Annotated in this window: 15 protein-coding genes; 13 read left to right on the top strand and 2 right to left on the bottom strand. The window is 68.8% G+C overall.

Annotated elements, in window-relative coordinates; translation table 11 throughout:
* Nucleotides 1-33 precede the first annotated feature (33 nt).
* The 5 genes from soxC to FZ033_RS07860 are packed head-to-tail and all read left to right on the top strand — an operon-like array spanning nt 34 to nt 4319.
* The gene (gene soxC / locus FZ033_RS07880; protein ID WP_149575605.1) at nt 34-1356 is read left to right on the top strand and encodes a sulfite dehydrogenase; all 1323 of its coding nucleotides are present in this window, start codon (nt 34-36) and stop codon (nt 1354-1356) included.
* Nucleotides 1340-2125, top strand: a complete 786-nt coding sequence (locus FZ033_RS07875) for a c-type cytochrome (protein WP_188079372.1) — start codon at nt 1340-1342, stop codon at nt 2123-2125. The genes soxC and FZ033_RS07875 overlap by 17 nt, the downstream gene beginning before the upstream one ends.
* Before the next feature lie 40 nt (nt 2126-2165).
* Nucleotides 2166-2495 (top strand): c-type cytochrome, encoded by a 330-nt coding sequence (locus FZ033_RS07870; RefSeq protein WP_149575604.1) that lies wholly within the window; start codon nt 2166-2168, stop codon nt 2493-2495.
* Nucleotides 2496-2541: 46 nt separating this feature from the next.
* Nucleotides 2542-3048 carry a DsrE family protein gene (locus tag FZ033_RS07865; protein ID WP_149575603.1) on the top strand — a complete coding sequence of 169 codons (507 nt, stop codon included), beginning with the start codon at nt 2542-2544 and terminating at the stop codon, nt 3046-3048.
* Between the two features lie 5 nt (nt 3049-3053).
* Nucleotides 3054-4319 (top strand): NAD(P)/FAD-dependent oxidoreductase, encoded by a 1266-nt coding sequence (locus tag FZ033_RS07860; protein ID WP_149575602.1) that lies wholly within the window; start codon nt 3054-3056, stop codon nt 4317-4319.
* A gap of 9 nt (nt 4320-4328) precedes the next feature.
* On the opposite strand, the gene FZ033_RS07855 is transcribed toward FZ033_RS07860, so the two are convergent.
* Entirely contained in the window at nt 4329-5927 is a 1599-nt protein-coding gene (locus tag FZ033_RS07855) for a DHA2 family efflux MFS transporter permease subunit (protein ID WP_149575601.1), read from the bottom strand.
* Nucleotides 5928-5959: 32 nt separating this feature from the next.
* Complete coding sequence (locus FZ033_RS07850; RefSeq protein WP_149575600.1) at nt 5960-7177, bottom strand: HlyD family secretion protein; 1218 nt, start codon at nt 7175-7177, stop codon at nt 5960-5962.
* Between the two features lie 147 nt (nt 7178-7324).
* Here FZ033_RS07850 and FZ033_RS07845 point away from each other — a divergent pair, with 147 nt between their 5' ends.
* The 8 genes from FZ033_RS07845 to FZ033_RS07810 all read left to right on the top strand — a co-directional run bounded on the left by FZ033_RS07845 (nt 7325) and on the right by FZ033_RS07810 (nt 16323).
* Nucleotides 7325-8002, top strand: coding sequence for a TetR/AcrR family transcriptional regulator (locus FZ033_RS07845; protein ID WP_232847378.1), 678 nt, complete (start codon nt 7325-7327; stop codon nt 8000-8002).
* 424 nt (nt 8003-8426) lie between these two features.
* Nucleotides 8427-10334, top strand: a complete 1908-nt coding sequence (locus FZ033_RS07840; RefSeq protein WP_149575599.1) for a type I secretion system permease/ATPase — start codon at nt 8427-8429, stop codon at nt 10332-10334.
* Nucleotides 10321-11736 carry an HlyD family type I secretion periplasmic adaptor subunit gene (locus FZ033_RS07835; protein WP_188079371.1) on the top strand — a complete coding sequence of 472 codons (1416 nt, stop codon included), beginning with the start codon at nt 10321-10323 and terminating at the stop codon, nt 11734-11736. The genes FZ033_RS07840 and FZ033_RS07835 overlap by 14 nt, the downstream gene beginning before the upstream one ends.
* A 51-nt stretch (nt 11737-11787) precedes the next feature.
* Complete coding sequence (locus tag FZ033_RS07830; RefSeq protein WP_149575597.1) at nt 11788-12423, top strand: glutathione S-transferase family protein; 636 nt, start codon at nt 11788-11790, stop codon at nt 12421-12423.
* 230 nt (nt 12424-12653) lie between these two features.
* Nucleotides 12654-13568, top strand: coding sequence for a LysR family transcriptional regulator (locus FZ033_RS07825; RefSeq protein ID WP_149575596.1), 915 nt, complete (start codon nt 12654-12656; stop codon nt 13566-13568).
* Between the two features lie 110 nt (nt 13569-13678).
* A complete protein-coding gene (locus tag FZ033_RS07820) occupies nt 13679-14671 on the top strand; it encodes a threonine ammonia-lyase (protein ID WP_408068472.1) in 993 nt (330 codons plus the stop codon).
* Between the two features lie 106 nt (nt 14672-14777).
* The gene (locus FZ033_RS07815; RefSeq protein WP_149575594.1) at nt 14778-15845 is read left to right on the top strand and encodes a DUF4392 domain-containing protein; all 1068 of its coding nucleotides are present in this window, start codon (nt 14778-14780) and stop codon (nt 15843-15845) included.
* Nucleotides 15846-15855: 10 nt separating this feature from the next.
* Nucleotides 15856-16323 (top strand): RidA family protein, encoded by a 468-nt coding sequence (locus FZ033_RS07810; protein ID WP_149575593.1) that lies wholly within the window; start codon nt 15856-15858, stop codon nt 16321-16323.
* Nucleotides 16324-16453 lie beyond the last annotated feature (130 nt).

The raw sequence follows: 16453 nt of genomic DNA, 5'->3' as shown, positions 1-16453 counted from the left end.
ACAACCGAATAAAAAAATATCAGGGAGGACACCATGTCCGATAACCAGCTCCCGGAGACCAGCCGCCCCGCCGGAAACGGTGTCGCTCCGCCGCTCTCGCGCCGTCGTTTCCTGTCCGTGGCAGGCCTTGGGGCCGGTGCGGCTGCGGCCGGCGCCGGTGCTTTGCGCCCAAACCCCGCAGCCGCAGCCGGCCCCGACCCCAACATCGTGCCGGTGCCGAGCTGGTCGAAGACGCTGGGCGCCGGCGTCAACGTCAATCCCTACGGCAAGCCCTCGAAGTTCGAGAAGGACGTGGTGCGGCGCGAGGTGACCTGGCTCACCGCCAGCTCGGAAAGCTCGGTGAGCTTCACCCCGCTCTACGCGCTCGACGGGGTCATCACGCCCAACGGCCTGTGCTTCGTGCGCCATCACGGCGGCGAGGCGGAGATCGACCCGGACAAGTACCGCTTCATGATCCACGGCATGGTGGACAAGGAACTGGTCTTCACCCTGGAAGACATCAAGCGCATGCCGGGCCGGGTGAACCGCGCCTACTTCCTCGAATGCGCGGCCAATTCCGGCATGGAGTGGCGCGGCGCGCAGCTCAATGGCTGCCAGTTCACCCACGGCATGATCCACAATGTGTTCTACACCGGCGTGCCGCTGCGCGCTTTCCTCGACATGGCCGGGGTAAAGCCCAAGGGCAAGTGGGTGCTGGCCGAGGGCGCCGACGCGGCGGTGATGACGCGCTCCATTCCGATCGAGAAGGCGCTGGACGACTGCCTCGTGGCCTTCGCCATGAACGGGGAAGCCCTGCGGCCCGAGCAGGGCTATCCGGTGCGCCTCGTGGTGCCGGGCTGGGAAGGCAACATGTGGGTCAAGTGGCTGCGCCGCATCAAGGTGGGTGACCAGCCGTGGCAGCAGCGCGAGGAAACCTCGAAATACACCGACCTGCTCGCCGACGGCCGCTCGCGCCGCTTCACCTTCATCATGGATGCGAAATCCGTGGTGACCAGCCCGAGCCCGCAGGCGCCCCTGCGCCAGAAGGGGCCGAACGTGCTCACCGGCATCGCCTGGTCCGGGCGCGCCACCGTCAAGAGGGTGGACGTGTCGCTGGATGGCGGGCGCAACTGGACCACCGCGCGCATCGACGGGCCGGTTATGCCCATGGCCATGACGCGCTTCTACCTGGATTTCGACTGGACCGGGCAGGAGCTGATGGTGCAATCCCGCGCCATGGACGACACCGGCTATGTGCAGCCCACCAAGAATGAGCTTCGGGCCGTGCGCGGCACCAATTCCATCTATCACAACAACGGCATCCAGACCTGGCTGGTGCGCTCCAACGGGGAGACGGAAAATGTGGAAGTCGGCTGAGGCGCTGCTGGTCGCGTCCGCGCTCCTGCTCGCGGTCCCGGCCGGCGCCGCGCCCGAGGCGAAGGGCGCGCCCGCCAAGGCCGGGGGTCAGAACGCCGGGGGGCAGAAGGCCGCGCAGGAACAGGCAAAGCCGCAACAGGCGGTGAATGTCCCCACCGCCGCGCCGCCGGCGCCGGCCGCGAAGGCCATCGCGCTGGGCCGGCCCGCTTTGCCGGAGGAGATCGCCGCCTGGAACATCGACGTGCGGGCGGATGGCGAAGGCCTGCCCGAGGGCAAGGGATCGGTGAAGCAGGGCGAGGAACTGTTTCTGCAGAACTGCGCCGTCTGCCACGGCGAGTTCGGCGAGGGGGCGGGACGCTGGCCGGTGCTGGCGGGCGGACAGGGCACGCTGAAATCGGACCGGCCGGAGAAGACCATCGGCTCGTTCTGGCCCTATGCCTCCACCGTGTTCGACTATGTCCACCGCGCCATGCCGTTCGGCAACAACCAGTCGCTGACGGCTGACGAGACCTATGCCATCGTGGCCTATCTGCTGAACCTCAACGATCTGGTGCCGGAGGGCTACGTTCTGTCCAAGGAGAATTTCCCCAAGGTGGCGCTGCCCAACGAGGCGAACTTCTATGAGGACGACCGCGAGACCACCGAAAAGGCATTCTGGAAGAAGGCCCCCTGCATGACGAACTGCTCCGGCGAGGTGCACGTTACCGCCCGCGCCCAGATCCTCAACGTGACCCCGGACGGCGAGGCGCCCAAAGGCAATCTGGAGTGAGGGCACCCCCCACATGCCGAGGGTCCGTTTGACGAGGGCCATGCCCGGTCTTCACGGCATCAGCAGCGGACTGGCGCTGATGCTGGCCTTCACGCTTTCCCTGGGCCTCGCCCCCGCGCGGGCGTCAGGCGATGTGGAGCTGGGTGCCTGGCTCGCCGGGGCCTGCGTCGCCTGCCACCCGGCGGGGGCGGCATCGGGGGGCGTGCCGGCCATCGCCGGCCTGCCGCAGGCGGCCTTCGTCGCGGCCATGGAGGACTATCGCAGCGGGGCACGGCCCTCCCCCCTCATGCACGCCCTCGCCTCGGGGCTGTCGGACGCGGAGATCGCCGCGCTCGCCGCCTATTTCGCAGACGTGAAGCCCGCACGATGACGGGTCATCCATAAGCTCGGCAAAAGTCCGGGCCCGGGAGGAAACCATGCCGCAATTCGATCGCCGCGCCTTTCTCGGCACCCTGGCGCTGGCCGGGGCCGTTCCGGTGGCGGCCCACGCCGCCCAGAGCGTGGAACTGAAAGACATCGCCAAGGAAGCGGACACCGCCTGCCTCTACCATTGCGACTATGGCGACCACGAGCGCTTCGCCCAGACCCTGAATAACATCTCCAACCATTATGCCGCCTATGGCGCCGACCCCTTCGCCATCCAGCTGGCACTGGTGGCCCATGCCGGCGGGGTGAAGTTCTTCCTCGACAGCCTCGCCGGCACCATGTGGGAGAAGGAGACGCTGGACCCAAGCTTCCCCGAGAAGATCGACGCCCTCGCCAAGAACGGGCTGAAGATCTACCTGTGCTCCTTCACCTTCGCCCGCAACAAGATCGACAAGGAGCGGGCCCGCAAGGCGCCCTACATCGCCTTCGTGCCGTCGGGCGTGGCCACGGTGGGTGCCTTGCAGAACAAGGGCTTCGCCTATCTCAAGGTGGGCTGACCCCCATGATCGGGACAATCTCGCGCCGGACCCTGCTCGCCACCGCCGCCGCCACTCTCGCCGCGCCGGCCGTGCTGGGGCAGGCGCGGCCCCGCCTCGTGGTGGTGGGCGGCGGGCCGGGGGGGGCCACCGCCGCGCGCTACGTGGCGAAGGATGCCGCCGGCGCCATCGATGTCACCCTGGTGGAGCCGAACCCCACCTATGTCACCTGCTTCCACTCCAACCTCTTCCTCGGCGGCCTGCGCGGCTTCGACAGCCTCCTGCACGGCTACGAGGGGCTGGCGCGGGAAGGCGTACGCGTCATCCACGAGGCGGCGTCCGCCATCGACCGCGACCGGCGCGCGGTGGTGCTCTCCGGCGGCGGCCGCCTGCCCTACGACCGGCTCATCCTCTCCCCCGGCATCGATCTCGACTACGGCTCGGTCCCCGGCTGGAGCAGGGACGCCGAGGACATCATGCCCCACGCCTGGAAGGCGGGGCGCCAGACCCAGATCCTGAAGGCGAAGCTGGACGCGGTGCCGGACGGCGGGCTGGTCGTCATCGTCGCCCCGCCCAACCCCTACCGCTGCCCGCCCGGCCCCTATGAGCGCGCCTCCATGATGGCCCATGTGCTCAAGACCACGGGGCGCGGACGGGCCAAGATCATCATCGTCGATCCCAAGGAGAAGTTCTCCAAGCAGGGCCTGTTCCAGGAGGGCTGGGAGGCCAATTATCCCGGCATGATCGAGTGGATGGCCCCGGACATTTCGGACGGCCTGAAATGGGTGGACCCGAAGACCTCCACCGTGGTCACCGGCTTCGAGACCTACCGGGACGCCGCCCTCGTCAACGTCATCCCGGCGCAGATGGCCGGCGCCATCGCCCGGCAGGCGGGGCTGGCGGATGCCTCGCGCTGGTGCCCCATCGATCCCGACAGCATGGCCTCGCGCATGGATGCGGCGATCTTCGTCATCGGCGATGCCGCCATTCCCGGCGACATGCCCAAATCCGCCTTCGCCGCCAACAGCCAGGCCAAGGTCGCGGCCATGAAGGTCCGCGCCGACCTGATCGGCGCGCGCGCCTTCCCGGCCCGCTACGCCAACACCTGCTGGAGCCTCATCACCCCCGACGACGCGGTGAAGGTGGGCGGCCGCTATGCCCCCGCCGACGGCCGGATCCGCGAAGTGGAGGGCTTCATCTCGCAGACCAGCGAGCCCCCCGCCCTGCGCCGGGCGACGCAGGATGAGAACATGGGCTGGTACGCCGCCATCACCGCCGACATCTTCGGGTGATGGGGATCCTCAATGCCCGCCGCCACCCCCTGCCCCGCCGGGCTTGGGCCGGCGCATGAGCGGGGCGGCCACCACCAGGGCGAGGAACACGAAGGTGAGCAGGTAGAACACGTCGGCGAACGACATCACCAGCGCCTCGCGCCGCACCAAAAGCGCCATCTGCTTCAGCGCCGCATCGGAGGCCAAGGAGCCGAGCCCCTCGAAGGTCTTGGTGAGGCCGTCGATCCGCTCCAGCGCGGCCTGATTGCCCCATTCCACGCTCTCGTGCAGGCGGGCGAGGTGCAGGTCCCAGCGGTTGTTGAGCACGGTGTTGATGAGGGCGAGCCCCACCGCCCCACCGAGATTGCGGGTGAGGTTGAACAGGCCCGACGCATTCTTCAGCTGCGCCGGCGGCAGCGTACCCAGCGACAGGTTGTTGATGGGGATCATGGCCATCATCAGCGAGGTGCCGCGCAGCATCTGCGGGATCAGCAGCTCCCAGAAATCCCAGTCCTTGGTGATGAAGGTGATCCACCACGTGCCCAGCGCGAAGCCGGCGAAGGCAACGCCGATCATGATGCGGGGATCGAGCCGCGTCATCAGCCGCCCGGCGATGGGCGCGCTCACGAACATGAACACGCCGGTGACGAACATGGTCTCGCCGATCTGGAGCGCCGAATAGCCCCGCACCCGGCCAAGATACACGGGATAGAGATAGGTGAGGCCATAGAGCCCGATGCCCAGCACGAAGCTGAAGGCCGAGCCGATGGCGAAATTGCGGTTCACGAAGGCGCGGATATCCACCACCGGTTCCTTCGCCATCAGCACGCGCGCGAAGAAGGCCATGGCCGAGACGCCGCACACGAGGGCGAAGACCGAGATGTAGGTGTCCTCGAACCAGTCGTTTGTCGGGCCTTCCTCCAGCACGAATTCCAGGCTGCCGAGGAAGCCGGCCATGAACAAAAGGCCCCACCAGTCGAAGCGGTCCAGCAGGGCGAAATCCGGCTCGTCGAAGTCGATCAGCGTCACCGACGCGATCACCACCGCGATGCCCGGCACCACGTTCACCAGAAACAGCCAGTGCCAGGAGAACAGGTCGGTGAGATAGCCGCCCACGGTGGGCCCGATGGTGGGCGCCAGGGTCGCCACAAGGCCGATCATGGGCGCCACGATGGGCTGTTTCTCCTTCGGGAATACCGAATAGGCCGCCGCGAACACGGTGGGGATCATGCCGCCGCCAAGGAAGCCCTGGAGCGCGCGATAGGCGATCATCTGCTCGATGCTCGTGGCCGTCGCGCACATGAAGCTCATGAAGGTGAAGCCCGCCGCCGAGGCCGCGAACAGCCAGCGCGTGGACAGCGCCCGCGACAGGAAGCCCGACAGCGGGATCATCACCACCTCGGCGATGAGGTAGCTGGTCTGCACCCAGGAGATTTCGTCGGAGGAGGCGGCAAGCCCGGCCTGGATCTCGGACAACGAGGCGGAGACGATCTGGATATCCAGGATCGCCATAAACATGCCGAACACCATGCACAGGAAGGCGAACATGCGCCGCCCCTCGACACCCGGCGCGGCGGCGGGTGCGCGGGGCGGGGCGATAGGCGTGCCTTGGGTTATGGTGGTGGACATGGTGTTCGTCCTTGGGCCCGAACGGCCGACGCTCAGGAGGCGTCGGCGCGGGTGTCGACCACGGCGGTCACCGACATGCCGGGCCGCAGGTTGCGCCCTTCGAGCGCGCCGGCCTCGAAGCCGATGCGCACGGGAACGCGCTGCACGATCTTGGTGAAGTTGCCGGTGGCATTCTCCGGCGGCAGCAGGCTGAACACCGAGCCGGACGCCGGGGACACGCTCATGACCGTGCCGACGAAATCCCGGTCCGGATAGGCATCCACCGAGACCCGCACCCTCTGGCCCTGATGCAGGCGGCCGAGCTGGGTTTCCTTGAAATTGGCGTCCACATAGACGCCGGCCAGCGGCACCACGGCGGCAAGGCGGGTACCGGCCTGCACCAGCTGGCCCACCTGCACCGCGCGGTTGCCCACCACCCCGTCGATGGGCGCACGCACCACGGTGAAATCGAGGTCGCGCTGGGCCTGGTCGCGGGCAGTGCGGTACTGGTCGAGCACGCGCGCGGCCTCGGTGCGCTGGGCCTTGAGCACCGCCACCGCAGCCTCGGCGGAGGCGACGGCGGCCTGTCCCGCAGCCACATTCGCCTGCGCCTTGTCGCGGTCGGCGCGGGCATTGTCGAGCACCGACTGGCTGGCGAAATGGGAGCTGGCAAGCTTGTTCTGCCGGTCGAATTCGAGCTGCGTGCGCTGCAGGTCCGCCTGGGTGGCCACAAGCTGCGCCCGCGCCTGGGCGACGGCAGCCTCGGCTGCCTTCTCCTGCTCGTCGAAGCGCGACAGGGCCGCCTCCTGGGTGGCGATCTTGTCCTGCGCGGCGCGCAGGGCGAGGGTGTAGTCGCCATCGTCGATGCGCGCGATCACGTCGCCGGCCTTGACCCACTGGTTGGCGACCACGTCCACGCTCTTCACGTAGCCGCCGACCTTGGCGGCGAGGATGGAGGTGTCGGCAGCCACATAGGCGTCGTCGGTGGAGACCTCGAAGCGGCCCACCTGCCACCAGTGCGTGCCATACCAGCCGCCGCCCGCCACCAGCGCCACCAGCAGGCCGCCGAAGACGAACGGCTTCACCGAACGCTTCTTCGGGGGCGCCGCCTCGCCCGCCGGGGCCGATGCGGGTGCGTCCGTGAGGGGCTCAGCGCCGGGCGCGGCTCCGGGCCGCTTCAGCACGGTCACGCCGGCGGCGGGCGACGCGGATGCGGGCGTGTTTGGGGCCGCGTCCTGCGCGGCCGGTTCGATTCTGTTCGCCTGTGTCACGGTCGCCCTCCGGCTGGCGCGAAAAATTCCAACTGAACGGTTCAGTTCAGTATCTGGAGGGAGTATATTGAACTGAACCGTTCAGTCAAACATTTTGACAGCGCGCCCCGCCGCTCCTATGCAGGGGGTCTGTCAGGAAGGGTCAAGATGAGGCATCCCATGAAGGGCGCCGCGCCGGAAATGAAGGTGGCACCCGAACCCGCCGTGCCCCAAACCGCCGTGCCCGAGGCCGGCAAGCACCGCGACATCATCGACGGTGCCCGGCGGGTGTTCTTCGACAAGGGCTTCGACGGCGCCAGCATGGACGAGATCGCCCGCGCCAGCCAAGTCTCCAAGGCCACCATCTACGTCTACTTCTCCAGCAAGGAAGAGCTGTTCCAGGCGCTGGTGGAAACCGACCGCCGCAAGTCCGCAGAGCGCCTGTTCGAGTTCGATCCCGATGACAAGGACGTGGAAAGCCTGCTGAAGCGCATCGGCATGACCTTCATGACCATGATGGTGCAGCCCGACCACATCCGCCTCATCCGCATGGTCATCGGCGCGGCGGAGAAATTCCCGGCGGTGGGTCGTACCTTCTTCGAGACCGGCCCCTGCCACGGCGGCCGACGCCTGGCCGAGCTCCTCGGCCGGCAAACCGAGCTTGGCCACCTGAAGGTGGACGACCGCGAGATGGCGGCGTTCCAGTTCTTCAACCTCTGCCAGGGCAACCTGGTGAAGGGCCTGATGTTCGGCACCGGCCAGCAGCCGAGCCCCGACGAGATCGCCAAAACCGTCGATGGGGCGGTGCGAGTCTTCCTCGCCGCCTATGGCATTTCGCGAAATTAGACCAAGTCACCGACCGCCATCACATGTTTCCGGCAAGAATTTCGCGCCCAGGTTGTCGCGCAGCGTAAGCATGTGCCAATAAAGCGCGATTTTCGGCCGGCTGCTTCCAATTGCGCCACTGCAACCCCGGTTTGGGGCTTGATCTGCGGCGGCGGGAATGCATCGTCATACCGTCGAAACGGGAGGCGTCGGGGCCATGACCTCTATTCGCAGGCCTGGGGGTGACCCCGGGCGACCACCGGCTTTTTTCCATCACCCTGCGTCATGGCGAGTGAGCGGGGCACCACCGGTGCCCGCGCCATGGCCGATGCGGGCCGTCGCTTCGCCGTAAGGACACACTGATCTCAATGCGCGCGCCGCTGCTGCGGCATCGAGCGGCCAGCGCCTTGCGGGGCCGCAGCCGGACCCGCGCCGAGGATGTTTCATGAGCCTTTCGCCCGGCCACCGGGGGCCTTCCCCCGCGCACAAGCCGACCGCGCTCGATCAGGCCCTGCGGGCCATCCGCCCCGCCTTCGTCGCCGTGATCGTCTTCAGCTTCTTCATCAACCTCCTGGGCCTCAACGGCTCGATCTACATGATGCAGGTCTACGACCGCGTGCTGTCGTCCCGCAGCATCGAGACGCTGATCCTGCTCACCCTCATCACCGCCTTCCTCTACGTGGTGTGGTCGGCGCTGGAAGCGCTGCGCACGCGGGTGCTGGAGCGGGCCGGCTTCGCCTTCGACGCCAAGGTCCACGTGCCGGTGTTCGACGCCATCCAGCGCACCGCGGTGCGCGACCGCAGCTCCGGCCAGACCCAGACCCTGCGGGACCTGGACACGGTGCGCGACTTCTTCGCTGGCCCCGCCCTCACCGCACTGTGCGACCTGCCGTGGATGCCCATCTACGCCATCTGCGCCACCCTGCTGCATCCCTATTACGGCTATCTGGCGCTGGGCAGCGCGCTGCTCTCCGGCGCCCTCGCGGTGCTCAACAACCGGGCCACCCAGCCCAGCCTCTCCGCCTCGAACCGCGCCAGCATCACCGCCAGCACCCTGGCGACGGCGACCCTGCGCAATGCCGAGGTGCTGCAGGCCATGGGCATGGCCCCCGAGCTGCGCCGGCGCTGGGGCGCCATGCGCGAGCAGGCGCTGGGCTGGCAGGGCCGGGCCGGCGATCGCGGCACCATCCTGGTGGCCCTCACCAAGTTCAACCGCGCCCTGGTGCAGAGCGTGGTGCTCGGGCTCGGGGCCTATCTGGCCATCCACAAGGAGATTTCCCCCGGCATGATCATCGCCGGCTCGATCCTGGTGGGGCGCTGCATCCAGCCCATCGAGCTGGCGGTGAGCAACTGGAAGTCGGTGGTGAACGTGCGCACCGCCCACGCTCGCATCCAGCAGCTGCTTGCCGAGGCGCCCGATCCCGGCCGGCGCCTTCGCCTGCCGGAGCCGCGCGGCGAGATCGCGGTGGAGAACCTGTTCGTGCGCGCACCCGGCCGCGAGGTGCCGGTGCTGCGCAACGTGTCGTTCCGCCTGCCGGCGGGCACCGGGCTCGGCATCGTCGGCCCCACCGCGGCCGGCAAGTCGAGCCTGGCGCGCGCCCTGGTGGGGGTGTGGCCGGCGGTCGCCGGCTGCGTGCGGCTCGACGGCTCGGAGCTGGGCCACTGGGACGAGGCCCAGCTTGGCCGCGCCATCGGCTATCTGCCGCAGGACGTGGAGCTTTTCTCCGGCACCATCGCCGAGAATATCGCCCGCTTCGGCGAGGTCCACGACAGCGAGGTGGTGGCCGCCGCCCGCCTTGCCGGCGTGCACGACCTGATCCAGCACATGCCGCAGGGCTACAATACCCAGATCGGCGAGGGCGGCGTCGCCCTCTCGGGCGGGCAGCGCCAGCGCATCGGGCTGGCGCGGGCGGTGTTCGGCCTGCCGGCCTTGATCGTGCTCGACGAGCCCAATTCCAGCCTCGACCCGCCGGGCGAGGTCGCGCTCGCCGAGGCGCTGCGCCAGCTCAAGGCGGCGGAACGCACGGTGGTGATCGTGACCCACCGCCCGGCGGTGCTCGGCCAGTGCGACCTGATCCTCGCGCTCGCGGACGGCACGCCCCAGGCGTTCGGCCCGCGCGACGAAATGCTCAAGCGCATGACGGGCGGCAGCCCCCAGCCGGGGGGGCCGTCCGGCGCCCATCCCATGGGCCACCCGGCCGCCCAGCCCATGCCCCAGCCCGGGCCTCAGGTGATCCGCACCCGCCCGCCGCTGGCGAGCGTTCCCGGCGGGGCGGCGGCGGGCGAAATCGCGCCCAATGCGCCCGGCGCCCCCAGGCCCCCGGCGATGGAGGATGGCCATGCGGTTTCTTGAAGGCTGGTTCAGCCCCCGCGCCGCACTGGCCGGACCGGACATGGGTGCTGCCACCGGCGCGCCGCCGGCCGCACCGGTCCCTGCGGCCACACCAGGTGGGCCCCCGCCGCCCTCGGGCGACTACAACGCCATGGTGCGCGTCGGCTACGCCATCATCGCCTTCACCTTCCTCGGTGTCAGCGGCTGGGCGGCGCTGGCGCGGGTGGACAGCGCCGTCATCGCCCCCGGCGTGGTGGCGGTGGAAAGCAAGCGGCAGGTGGTGCAGCACCTGGAAGGCGGCATCGTCGCGGAAATCCTCGTCAAGGAAGGCGAGGATGTGGTGAAGGACCAGGTGCTGTTCCGCCTCGACCCGACCCAGTCCAAGGCCAGCGACGACGCCGCCCTGGCCCAGCTGCGCGCCGCTCTCGCACTGGAGGCGCGGCTGGTGGCCGAGCGGGACGACCGGGAGGAGATCGCCTTTCCCGACGATCTCCTCGCTAATTCCGGCCATCCCGTGGTGCGCGACGCCATGGCCGACCAGCTCACCCAGTTCCGCGACCGGCGCGCCGCCTTCAAGAGCCAGACCGGCATCCTGGAAAACCGCGCCGTGCAGTCCGGCCACGAGATCGAGGGCCTCGCCCAGGAACGGCTTTCCGCCGAGCAGCAGTTGATGTTCATCGACGACGAGCTGGATTCCCTACGCCAGCTGGAGCAGAAGCGGCTGGTGAACAAGTCCCGCGTCTCCCAGATCGAGCGGGAGAAAGCGCGGCTGGAAGGCGTGGTCGGCCGCAACACCGCCGACACCGCCAAGGTGCGCGGCTCCATCGGCGAGCTCACCATGCAGGTCTCCCAGCTGCGCCAGCAGCGCGCCGAGGACATCGGCAAGCAATTGCTGGAGGCGCGCCAGAGGATCGCCGAGCTGACCGAGAAGGTGCGGGTGACCGGCAACGTGCTCGGGCGCATCGACATCCGCGCCCCGCGCGCCGGCACGGTGCAGAACATCAACGCCCGCGCCTACACCGTCGGCGCGGTGGCGCGGGCCGGCGACACGCTGCTGGAGATCGTGCCCCTGGACGAGCCTTTGGTGGTGGACGCCCAGGTGCCGGTGCAGGACATCGACCGGCTGGGGAAGGACGCCACGGTGGAGGTGCGCTTCCCCGCCTTCCACGACCGCACCACGCCCATGGTGATGGGCAAGCTCAAGACCGTCTCCCGCGACCGGCTGGTGGACGAGGCCACCCGCCAGCCCTACTTCCTCGCACGGGTGGCGGTGGCCGACACCGATATTCCCCCGCAGCTCAAGCAACGCCTCGTGCCCGGCATGAACGCGGATGTCGCCTTCTATGTGGGCGAGCGCTCCGTCCTGAGCTATCTGGTGCGGCCCGTCACCGATGCCTTCTCCCGCGCCTTCACGGAGCGGTGAGTCGGTCCCGGGGCAGGCACCGCCCGAAGCTTCGGGGCAAAGGAGATGGGGATGCTGAAGATCTGGGGCCGGCTGAACTCGGTGAACGTGGAAAAGGTGGTGTGGTGCGCGCGGGAGCTGTCCGTGCCGTTCGAGCGCATCGACGCCGGCGGCGTCTTCGGCCTCGTGGACACGTCCGCCTTCCGCGCCCTCAACCCCTACGGCCGGGTTCCGGTGATCGAGGACGACGGCTTCGTGCTGTGGGAATCCAACGCCATCGTGCGCTATCTGTGCGCCCGCCACGGCGTGGGCACCCTGATGCCCGAGGATGCCCGCCTGCGCGCCGATGCCGACCACTGGATGGATTTCCAGCTGAGCGCGGTGGCGCCCGTACTCTCTCCGGTGTTCCGCGGCGTCGTGCGCACCAAGCCGGAAGCCCGCGACATGATCGTCATCACCCGCGCCTTCGGCGAGCTGAAGGACGCGCTGGCGGTGGCCGACGGCGCGCTGGCGACGCGCACCTATCTCGTGGACGAGCGCTTCACCATGGCCGACATCCCCCTCGCCAGCGCCTGCCACCGCTGGTTCAACCTGCCGCTGGACGGCACGGGGCTGGAGCGCCCGGATTTCCCGCACCTGTTTGCCTGGTACGAGCGGCTGAAGGCACGCCCCATCGCGGCCGAGCTGATGGTGCTGCCGCTCACCTGAGCGGGTGCGCTTCCGGGGGGGCGCATTGACCTGAAACGCGGCTGGCCCCCTGCCCGCATGCGGGGGGCAGGTTCATCCGCTCCAGCCGGCGCACACCCCCTCCATCACACGCAACGCGGGCCCTTCTCCCGCCTGCGGGAGGGGGCATATCGTGGCGGGGAGGAAGCCCCGATTGCCAGCGCCCCCCATCGGCCTACAATCACGGCCCCTCCTGAGGCGTACCGCGTTCCATGGTCGATTTCCGCAGCCTTGAAATCTTCTACTGGGTGTCGCAGCTGGAAAGCTTCAGCAAGGCGGCCGAGCGGCTGAACACCACCCAGCCCGCCGTATCCCAGCGCATCGCCGCGCTGGAGACCGAGCTTAGGACACGCCTGTTCGAGCGCTCCTCGCGCTCCATCAGCCTCACCGAGAAGGGCCGGGTGCTGGTGGATTATGCCGAGCGTTTCCTGAGGCTGCGCGCGGCCATGCTGGAGGCGGTGGCGACCCCCGAGGCCATGCGTGGGGTGGTGCGCCTCGGCGTCTCGGAGACCATCGTGCAGACCTGGCTCGCCCGCTTCATCGAGCGCGCCCATGCGGTCTATCCCAACGTGCTCATCGACATCACCGTGGACGTGTCGCCGGTGATGCGCGACGCGCTGGTGAAGCGGGAGCTGGACCTCGCCTTCCTGCTCGGCCCGGTGAACGAGCCCAACATGCACAACCTCGACCTCGGCAGCTATGCGCTGGCCTTCGTGGCGGCCAGCGACCTGTCCCTCGCGGCCGAGCCCCTGTCGCGGCGGGACCTTTTGAAATACCCGCTGATCACCTATCCCAAATCCACCTATCCCTACACTTTCCTGCGCGAGATCCTGAGCATTCCCGAGATCGGATCGCCGCGCCTGTTCAGCAATTCCTCCCTCTCCACCATCATCCGCATGACCGAGGACCATATCGGCCTCAGCGTCATCCCCCCCGACGTGATCCGCGCGGAACTGGCCGCCGGCAAGCTCCGCGTGGTCGAGACCGAGGTCACCCTGCCGGACCTCGCCTTCACCGCCAGCTACCCCATGGCCCTGGGCGGCGGCATCGCCGGTCCGCTGGCCGCCCTCGCCGCCGAGGTGGCGCGGGAGGATCGGGCAGGAGAGATGGCTAATAAGCGGGCATGATTAAAGTTCATGCCAGATCATAATTTGAATGCATGCATGGAGCGTGGTGACATGACAGCCTCTCCCGCCGAGGCTCGCTCATGTCATCCCAATCCGCGCTTTCCTCCGCCATTCCCGACACTGCTCAGGTATTCGCCGCCACGATCGCTGACGTTGAGGCAGCATATGGTCGTATTTCCGGGCAGGTCATCCGCACCCCGCTCTTCGAGAATGCAGCCGTAAATGCCGCCTGCGGGGCGCGAATTCTCATCAAGCCGGAGATGTTGCAGCATACCGGATCATTCAAGTTTCGCGGTGCTTCCAATCGCGTGGCGCTGATGAGCACCGCCGAGCGCGCCGGCGGCATCGTCGCCTGGTCCTCGGGCAACCACGCCCTCGCCATCTCGGCGGTGGCCGCGCGCCACGGCATCCACGCCACCATCCTGATGCCGTCCGACGCCCCGCGCGCCAAAATCGAGGGCGCCGAACGGCTCGGCGGCACCGTGCGCCTCTATGACCGCGCCACCGAAGTGCGCGAGGAGATCGGCGCCGACATCGCCGCCCGCACCGGCGCCGTCATCATCCCGCCTTATGACGACCCCCACGTCATCGCCGGCCAGGGCACGGTGGGCCTGGAACTGGCCGAGCAGGCGGCAGCCCTCGGCGCAAGCCTCGACATGGCGCTGTTCGCCTGTTCCGGCGGCGGCCTCGTGGCAGGCGCCGCCACCGCGCTCAAGGCCCGTTCGCCAGCCACGCAGGTCTTCAGCGTCGAGCCCGACGGCTTCGACGACACCGCCCGCTCGCTTGCCTCCGGCAAGCCGGAGCGCAACGCGCCGGGCGCGACCACCCTGTGCGACGCCCTGATGGTGCCCACCCCCGGCCTGCTCACCTTCCCCATCAACCGCGCGCTGCTCGCGGGCGGCGTGGCGGTGACGAATGCGGAGGTCCGGACGGCCATGCGCCTTGTCTATGACACGCTGAAGCTGGTGGTCGAGCCCGGCGGCGTCACCCCGCTCGCCGCCGTGCTGGCCGGCAAGGTGGACGCCAAGGGCAAGACCGTGGGCGTCGTGCTGTCCGGCGGCAATGTGGATCCCGACACCTACGCCGCCTGCATCGGCGCCTGAGTCTTAGCGAAAGGGCTTCGCTCAAGCGCCGCGCGGGTGGCTCTTCGAAGTCTTCGCTCAAGCGCCGCGCGGGCTTTATGCCCCATTCCAACCGACAGGGTTCACCATGCTTGCCAAGGACACGGCCCTTTATGCGCGGGTCGCGCGCACCATCGACGACTTCATGTGCCTCGACTTCACCGGCGTCGGCCTCATCGGGCCGATCCGGGCGGCGCTGGAGCGCCGGCAACCGGGCTTCATCGCCATGGGCGCGGCGGAGATCATCGCCGCGACCCTCACCACCAAGGGCGGCCCCGCCCTCATCGCCACCGGCTTTCCCGAGGGCGGCGGCGTGCCGGAGACCGACGGGCCGGTGGGCGCCGCGCTCATCGCCCGCGCCCTGTTCCTCGGCTTCGGGGTGGAAAGCGTCATCGTCATCGACGAGGACTGGGCGGAGATGATGGCCGCCACCTGCCGGGGCGCGGGGCTTGCCCCCCTGCCCTTCCCGGCCGAAGGCGTCATCAGGCCCGTGCCGTTCCTGCGCCCGGTCTATATCCGCACCGTGCCGAAGGATGCGGAAGGTTGCCGCACCGTGGCCGACGAGCTTCTGGAGCACACCCGCCCGCAACTGCTCCTCGCCATCGAGCGGCCGGGCGCCAATGCGAACGGGCTCTACCACGGCCTCGGCGGCCGTCCGCTGGACGGCATGGTGGGCGACCTCGACTATCTGTTCCGCACCGGCAAGGCCATGGGCCTGCCCTTCATCGGCATCGGCGACGGCGGCAACGAGCTGGGCATGGGCGTGATCGCGCAGGACCTGCCCGCCTTCTCGCCCAAGGCGGCCGACTGCGGCATTCCCGGCCGTGGCGGCGTGGCAGCGGCCACCGCTGCGGGCCACCTCGTGGTGGCCAACATCTCCAACCTGGGGGCGACCGGCCTCGTCGCCGCGCTGTCGGCGCTGCTGGAAAACCCGGTGGTGTTCCACGATCCGGAGCTGGAGGTGCGGGCCATCGAGCAGTGCGTGGCGTTCGGCGGCGTCGACGGCATGTTCATGGCGCCCGAGCCGGCGGTGGACGGGCTTTCCGCAAAGGAATGGGAAGGCCTGGTGCGCACCCTCAAGCTCACCGTTGCGCGCACCCTGGGCGACAGCGTCAACTGGAAGGGCGACCGGGGCGACTGGCGTCAGGTGAAATAAGGACTCGCACATGACTGAAGCGGAAGACAAGCTCACCGCCCTCGGCCTGACCCTGCCGCAGGCCGGCACCCCGCGCGGCACCTACGTGCCGTTCGTGCGGGTGGGCGACCTGGTGTTCATTTCCGGGCAGGGCCCGCGCCGCGACGGCCAGCTGCTCTATGCCGGCAAGGTGGGCGCCGAGCGCACGCCCGAGGAGGGCTATGAGGCCGCAAAGCTCTGCGCCCTCAACCTTCTCGCCCAGCTCAAGGCCGCCTGCGACGGCGACCTCGACCGGGTGATGCAGGTGGTGCGGGTGGCCGGGCTGGTGCATTGTGTGGACACGTTCGAGGGCCACCCCGGCGTCATCAACGGGGCGTCTGATCTGTTCTGCGCTGTGTTCGGCGAGCGGGGGCGGCATGCCCGCATCGCCAGCGGCGCCTCCTCCCTGCCCAGCGGAATGAGCGTGGAGGTGGAGGCCTGCTTCGCCGTCAAACCCTGAGCCGGCGCGGATTATAAGCCTGCCTTATCCGAAACAATCCTGAATCATCATTGGACCTTGTGCGTCTTTCGTCTCGATAATGCCCATAGATCGAGCGCGCTTAATCCATGGGCAGGCCACCAAAGGCAAG

The sequence above is a fragment of the Xanthobacter oligotrophicus genome (genome assembly GCF_008364685.1).
Lineage (GTDB): Bacteria > Pseudomonadota > Alphaproteobacteria > Rhizobiales > Xanthobacteraceae > Xanthobacter > Xanthobacter oligotrophicus.
This window is presented reverse-complemented; position numbering and strand designations above follow the sequence as displayed.

Excerpts from the sequence above, each read along its gene's own strand:
- soxC (WP_149575605.1), top strand. The coding sequence starts at position 34 with ATGTCCGATAACCAGCTCCCGGAGACCAGCCGCCCCGCCGGAAACGGT.
- FZ033_RS07875 (WP_188079372.1), top strand. The coding sequence starts at position 1,340 with ATGTGGAAGTCGGCTGAGGCGCTGCTGGTCGCGTCCGCGCTCCTGCTC.
- FZ033_RS07870 (WP_149575604.1), top strand. The coding sequence starts at position 2,166 with ATGCCCGGTCTTCACGGCATCAGCAGCGGACTGGCGCTGATGCTGGCC.
- FZ033_RS07865 (WP_149575603.1), top strand. The coding sequence starts at position 2,542 with ATGCCGCAATTCGATCGCCGCGCCTTTCTCGGCACCCTGGCGCTGGCC.
- FZ033_RS07860 (WP_149575602.1), top strand. The coding sequence starts at position 3,054 with ATGATCGGGACAATCTCGCGCCGGACCCTGCTCGCCACCGCCGCCGCC.
- FZ033_RS07855 (WP_149575601.1), bottom strand. The coding sequence starts at position 5,927 with ATGTCCACCACCATAACCCAAGGCACGCCTATCGCCCCGCCCCGCGCA.
- FZ033_RS07845 (WP_232847378.1), top strand. The coding sequence starts at position 7,325 with ATGAGGCATCCCATGAAGGGCGCCGCGCCGGAAATGAAGGTGGCACCC.
- FZ033_RS07840 (WP_149575599.1), top strand. The coding sequence starts at position 8,427 with ATGAGCCTTTCGCCCGGCCACCGGGGGCCTTCCCCCGCGCACAAGCCG.
- FZ033_RS07835 (WP_188079371.1), top strand. The coding sequence starts at position 10,321 with ATGCGGTTTCTTGAAGGCTGGTTCAGCCCCCGCGCCGCACTGGCCGGA.
- FZ033_RS07830 (WP_149575597.1), top strand. The coding sequence starts at position 11,788 with ATGCTGAAGATCTGGGGCCGGCTGAACTCGGTGAACGTGGAAAAGGTG.
- FZ033_RS07825 (WP_149575596.1), top strand. The coding sequence starts at position 12,654 with ATGGTCGATTTCCGCAGCCTTGAAATCTTCTACTGGGTGTCGCAGCTG.
- FZ033_RS07815 (WP_149575594.1), top strand. The coding sequence starts at position 14,778 with ATGCTTGCCAAGGACACGGCCCTTTATGCGCGGGTCGCGCGCACCATC.
- FZ033_RS07810 (WP_149575593.1), top strand. The coding sequence starts at position 15,856 with ATGACTGAAGCGGAAGACAAGCTCACCGCCCTCGGCCTGACCCTGCCG.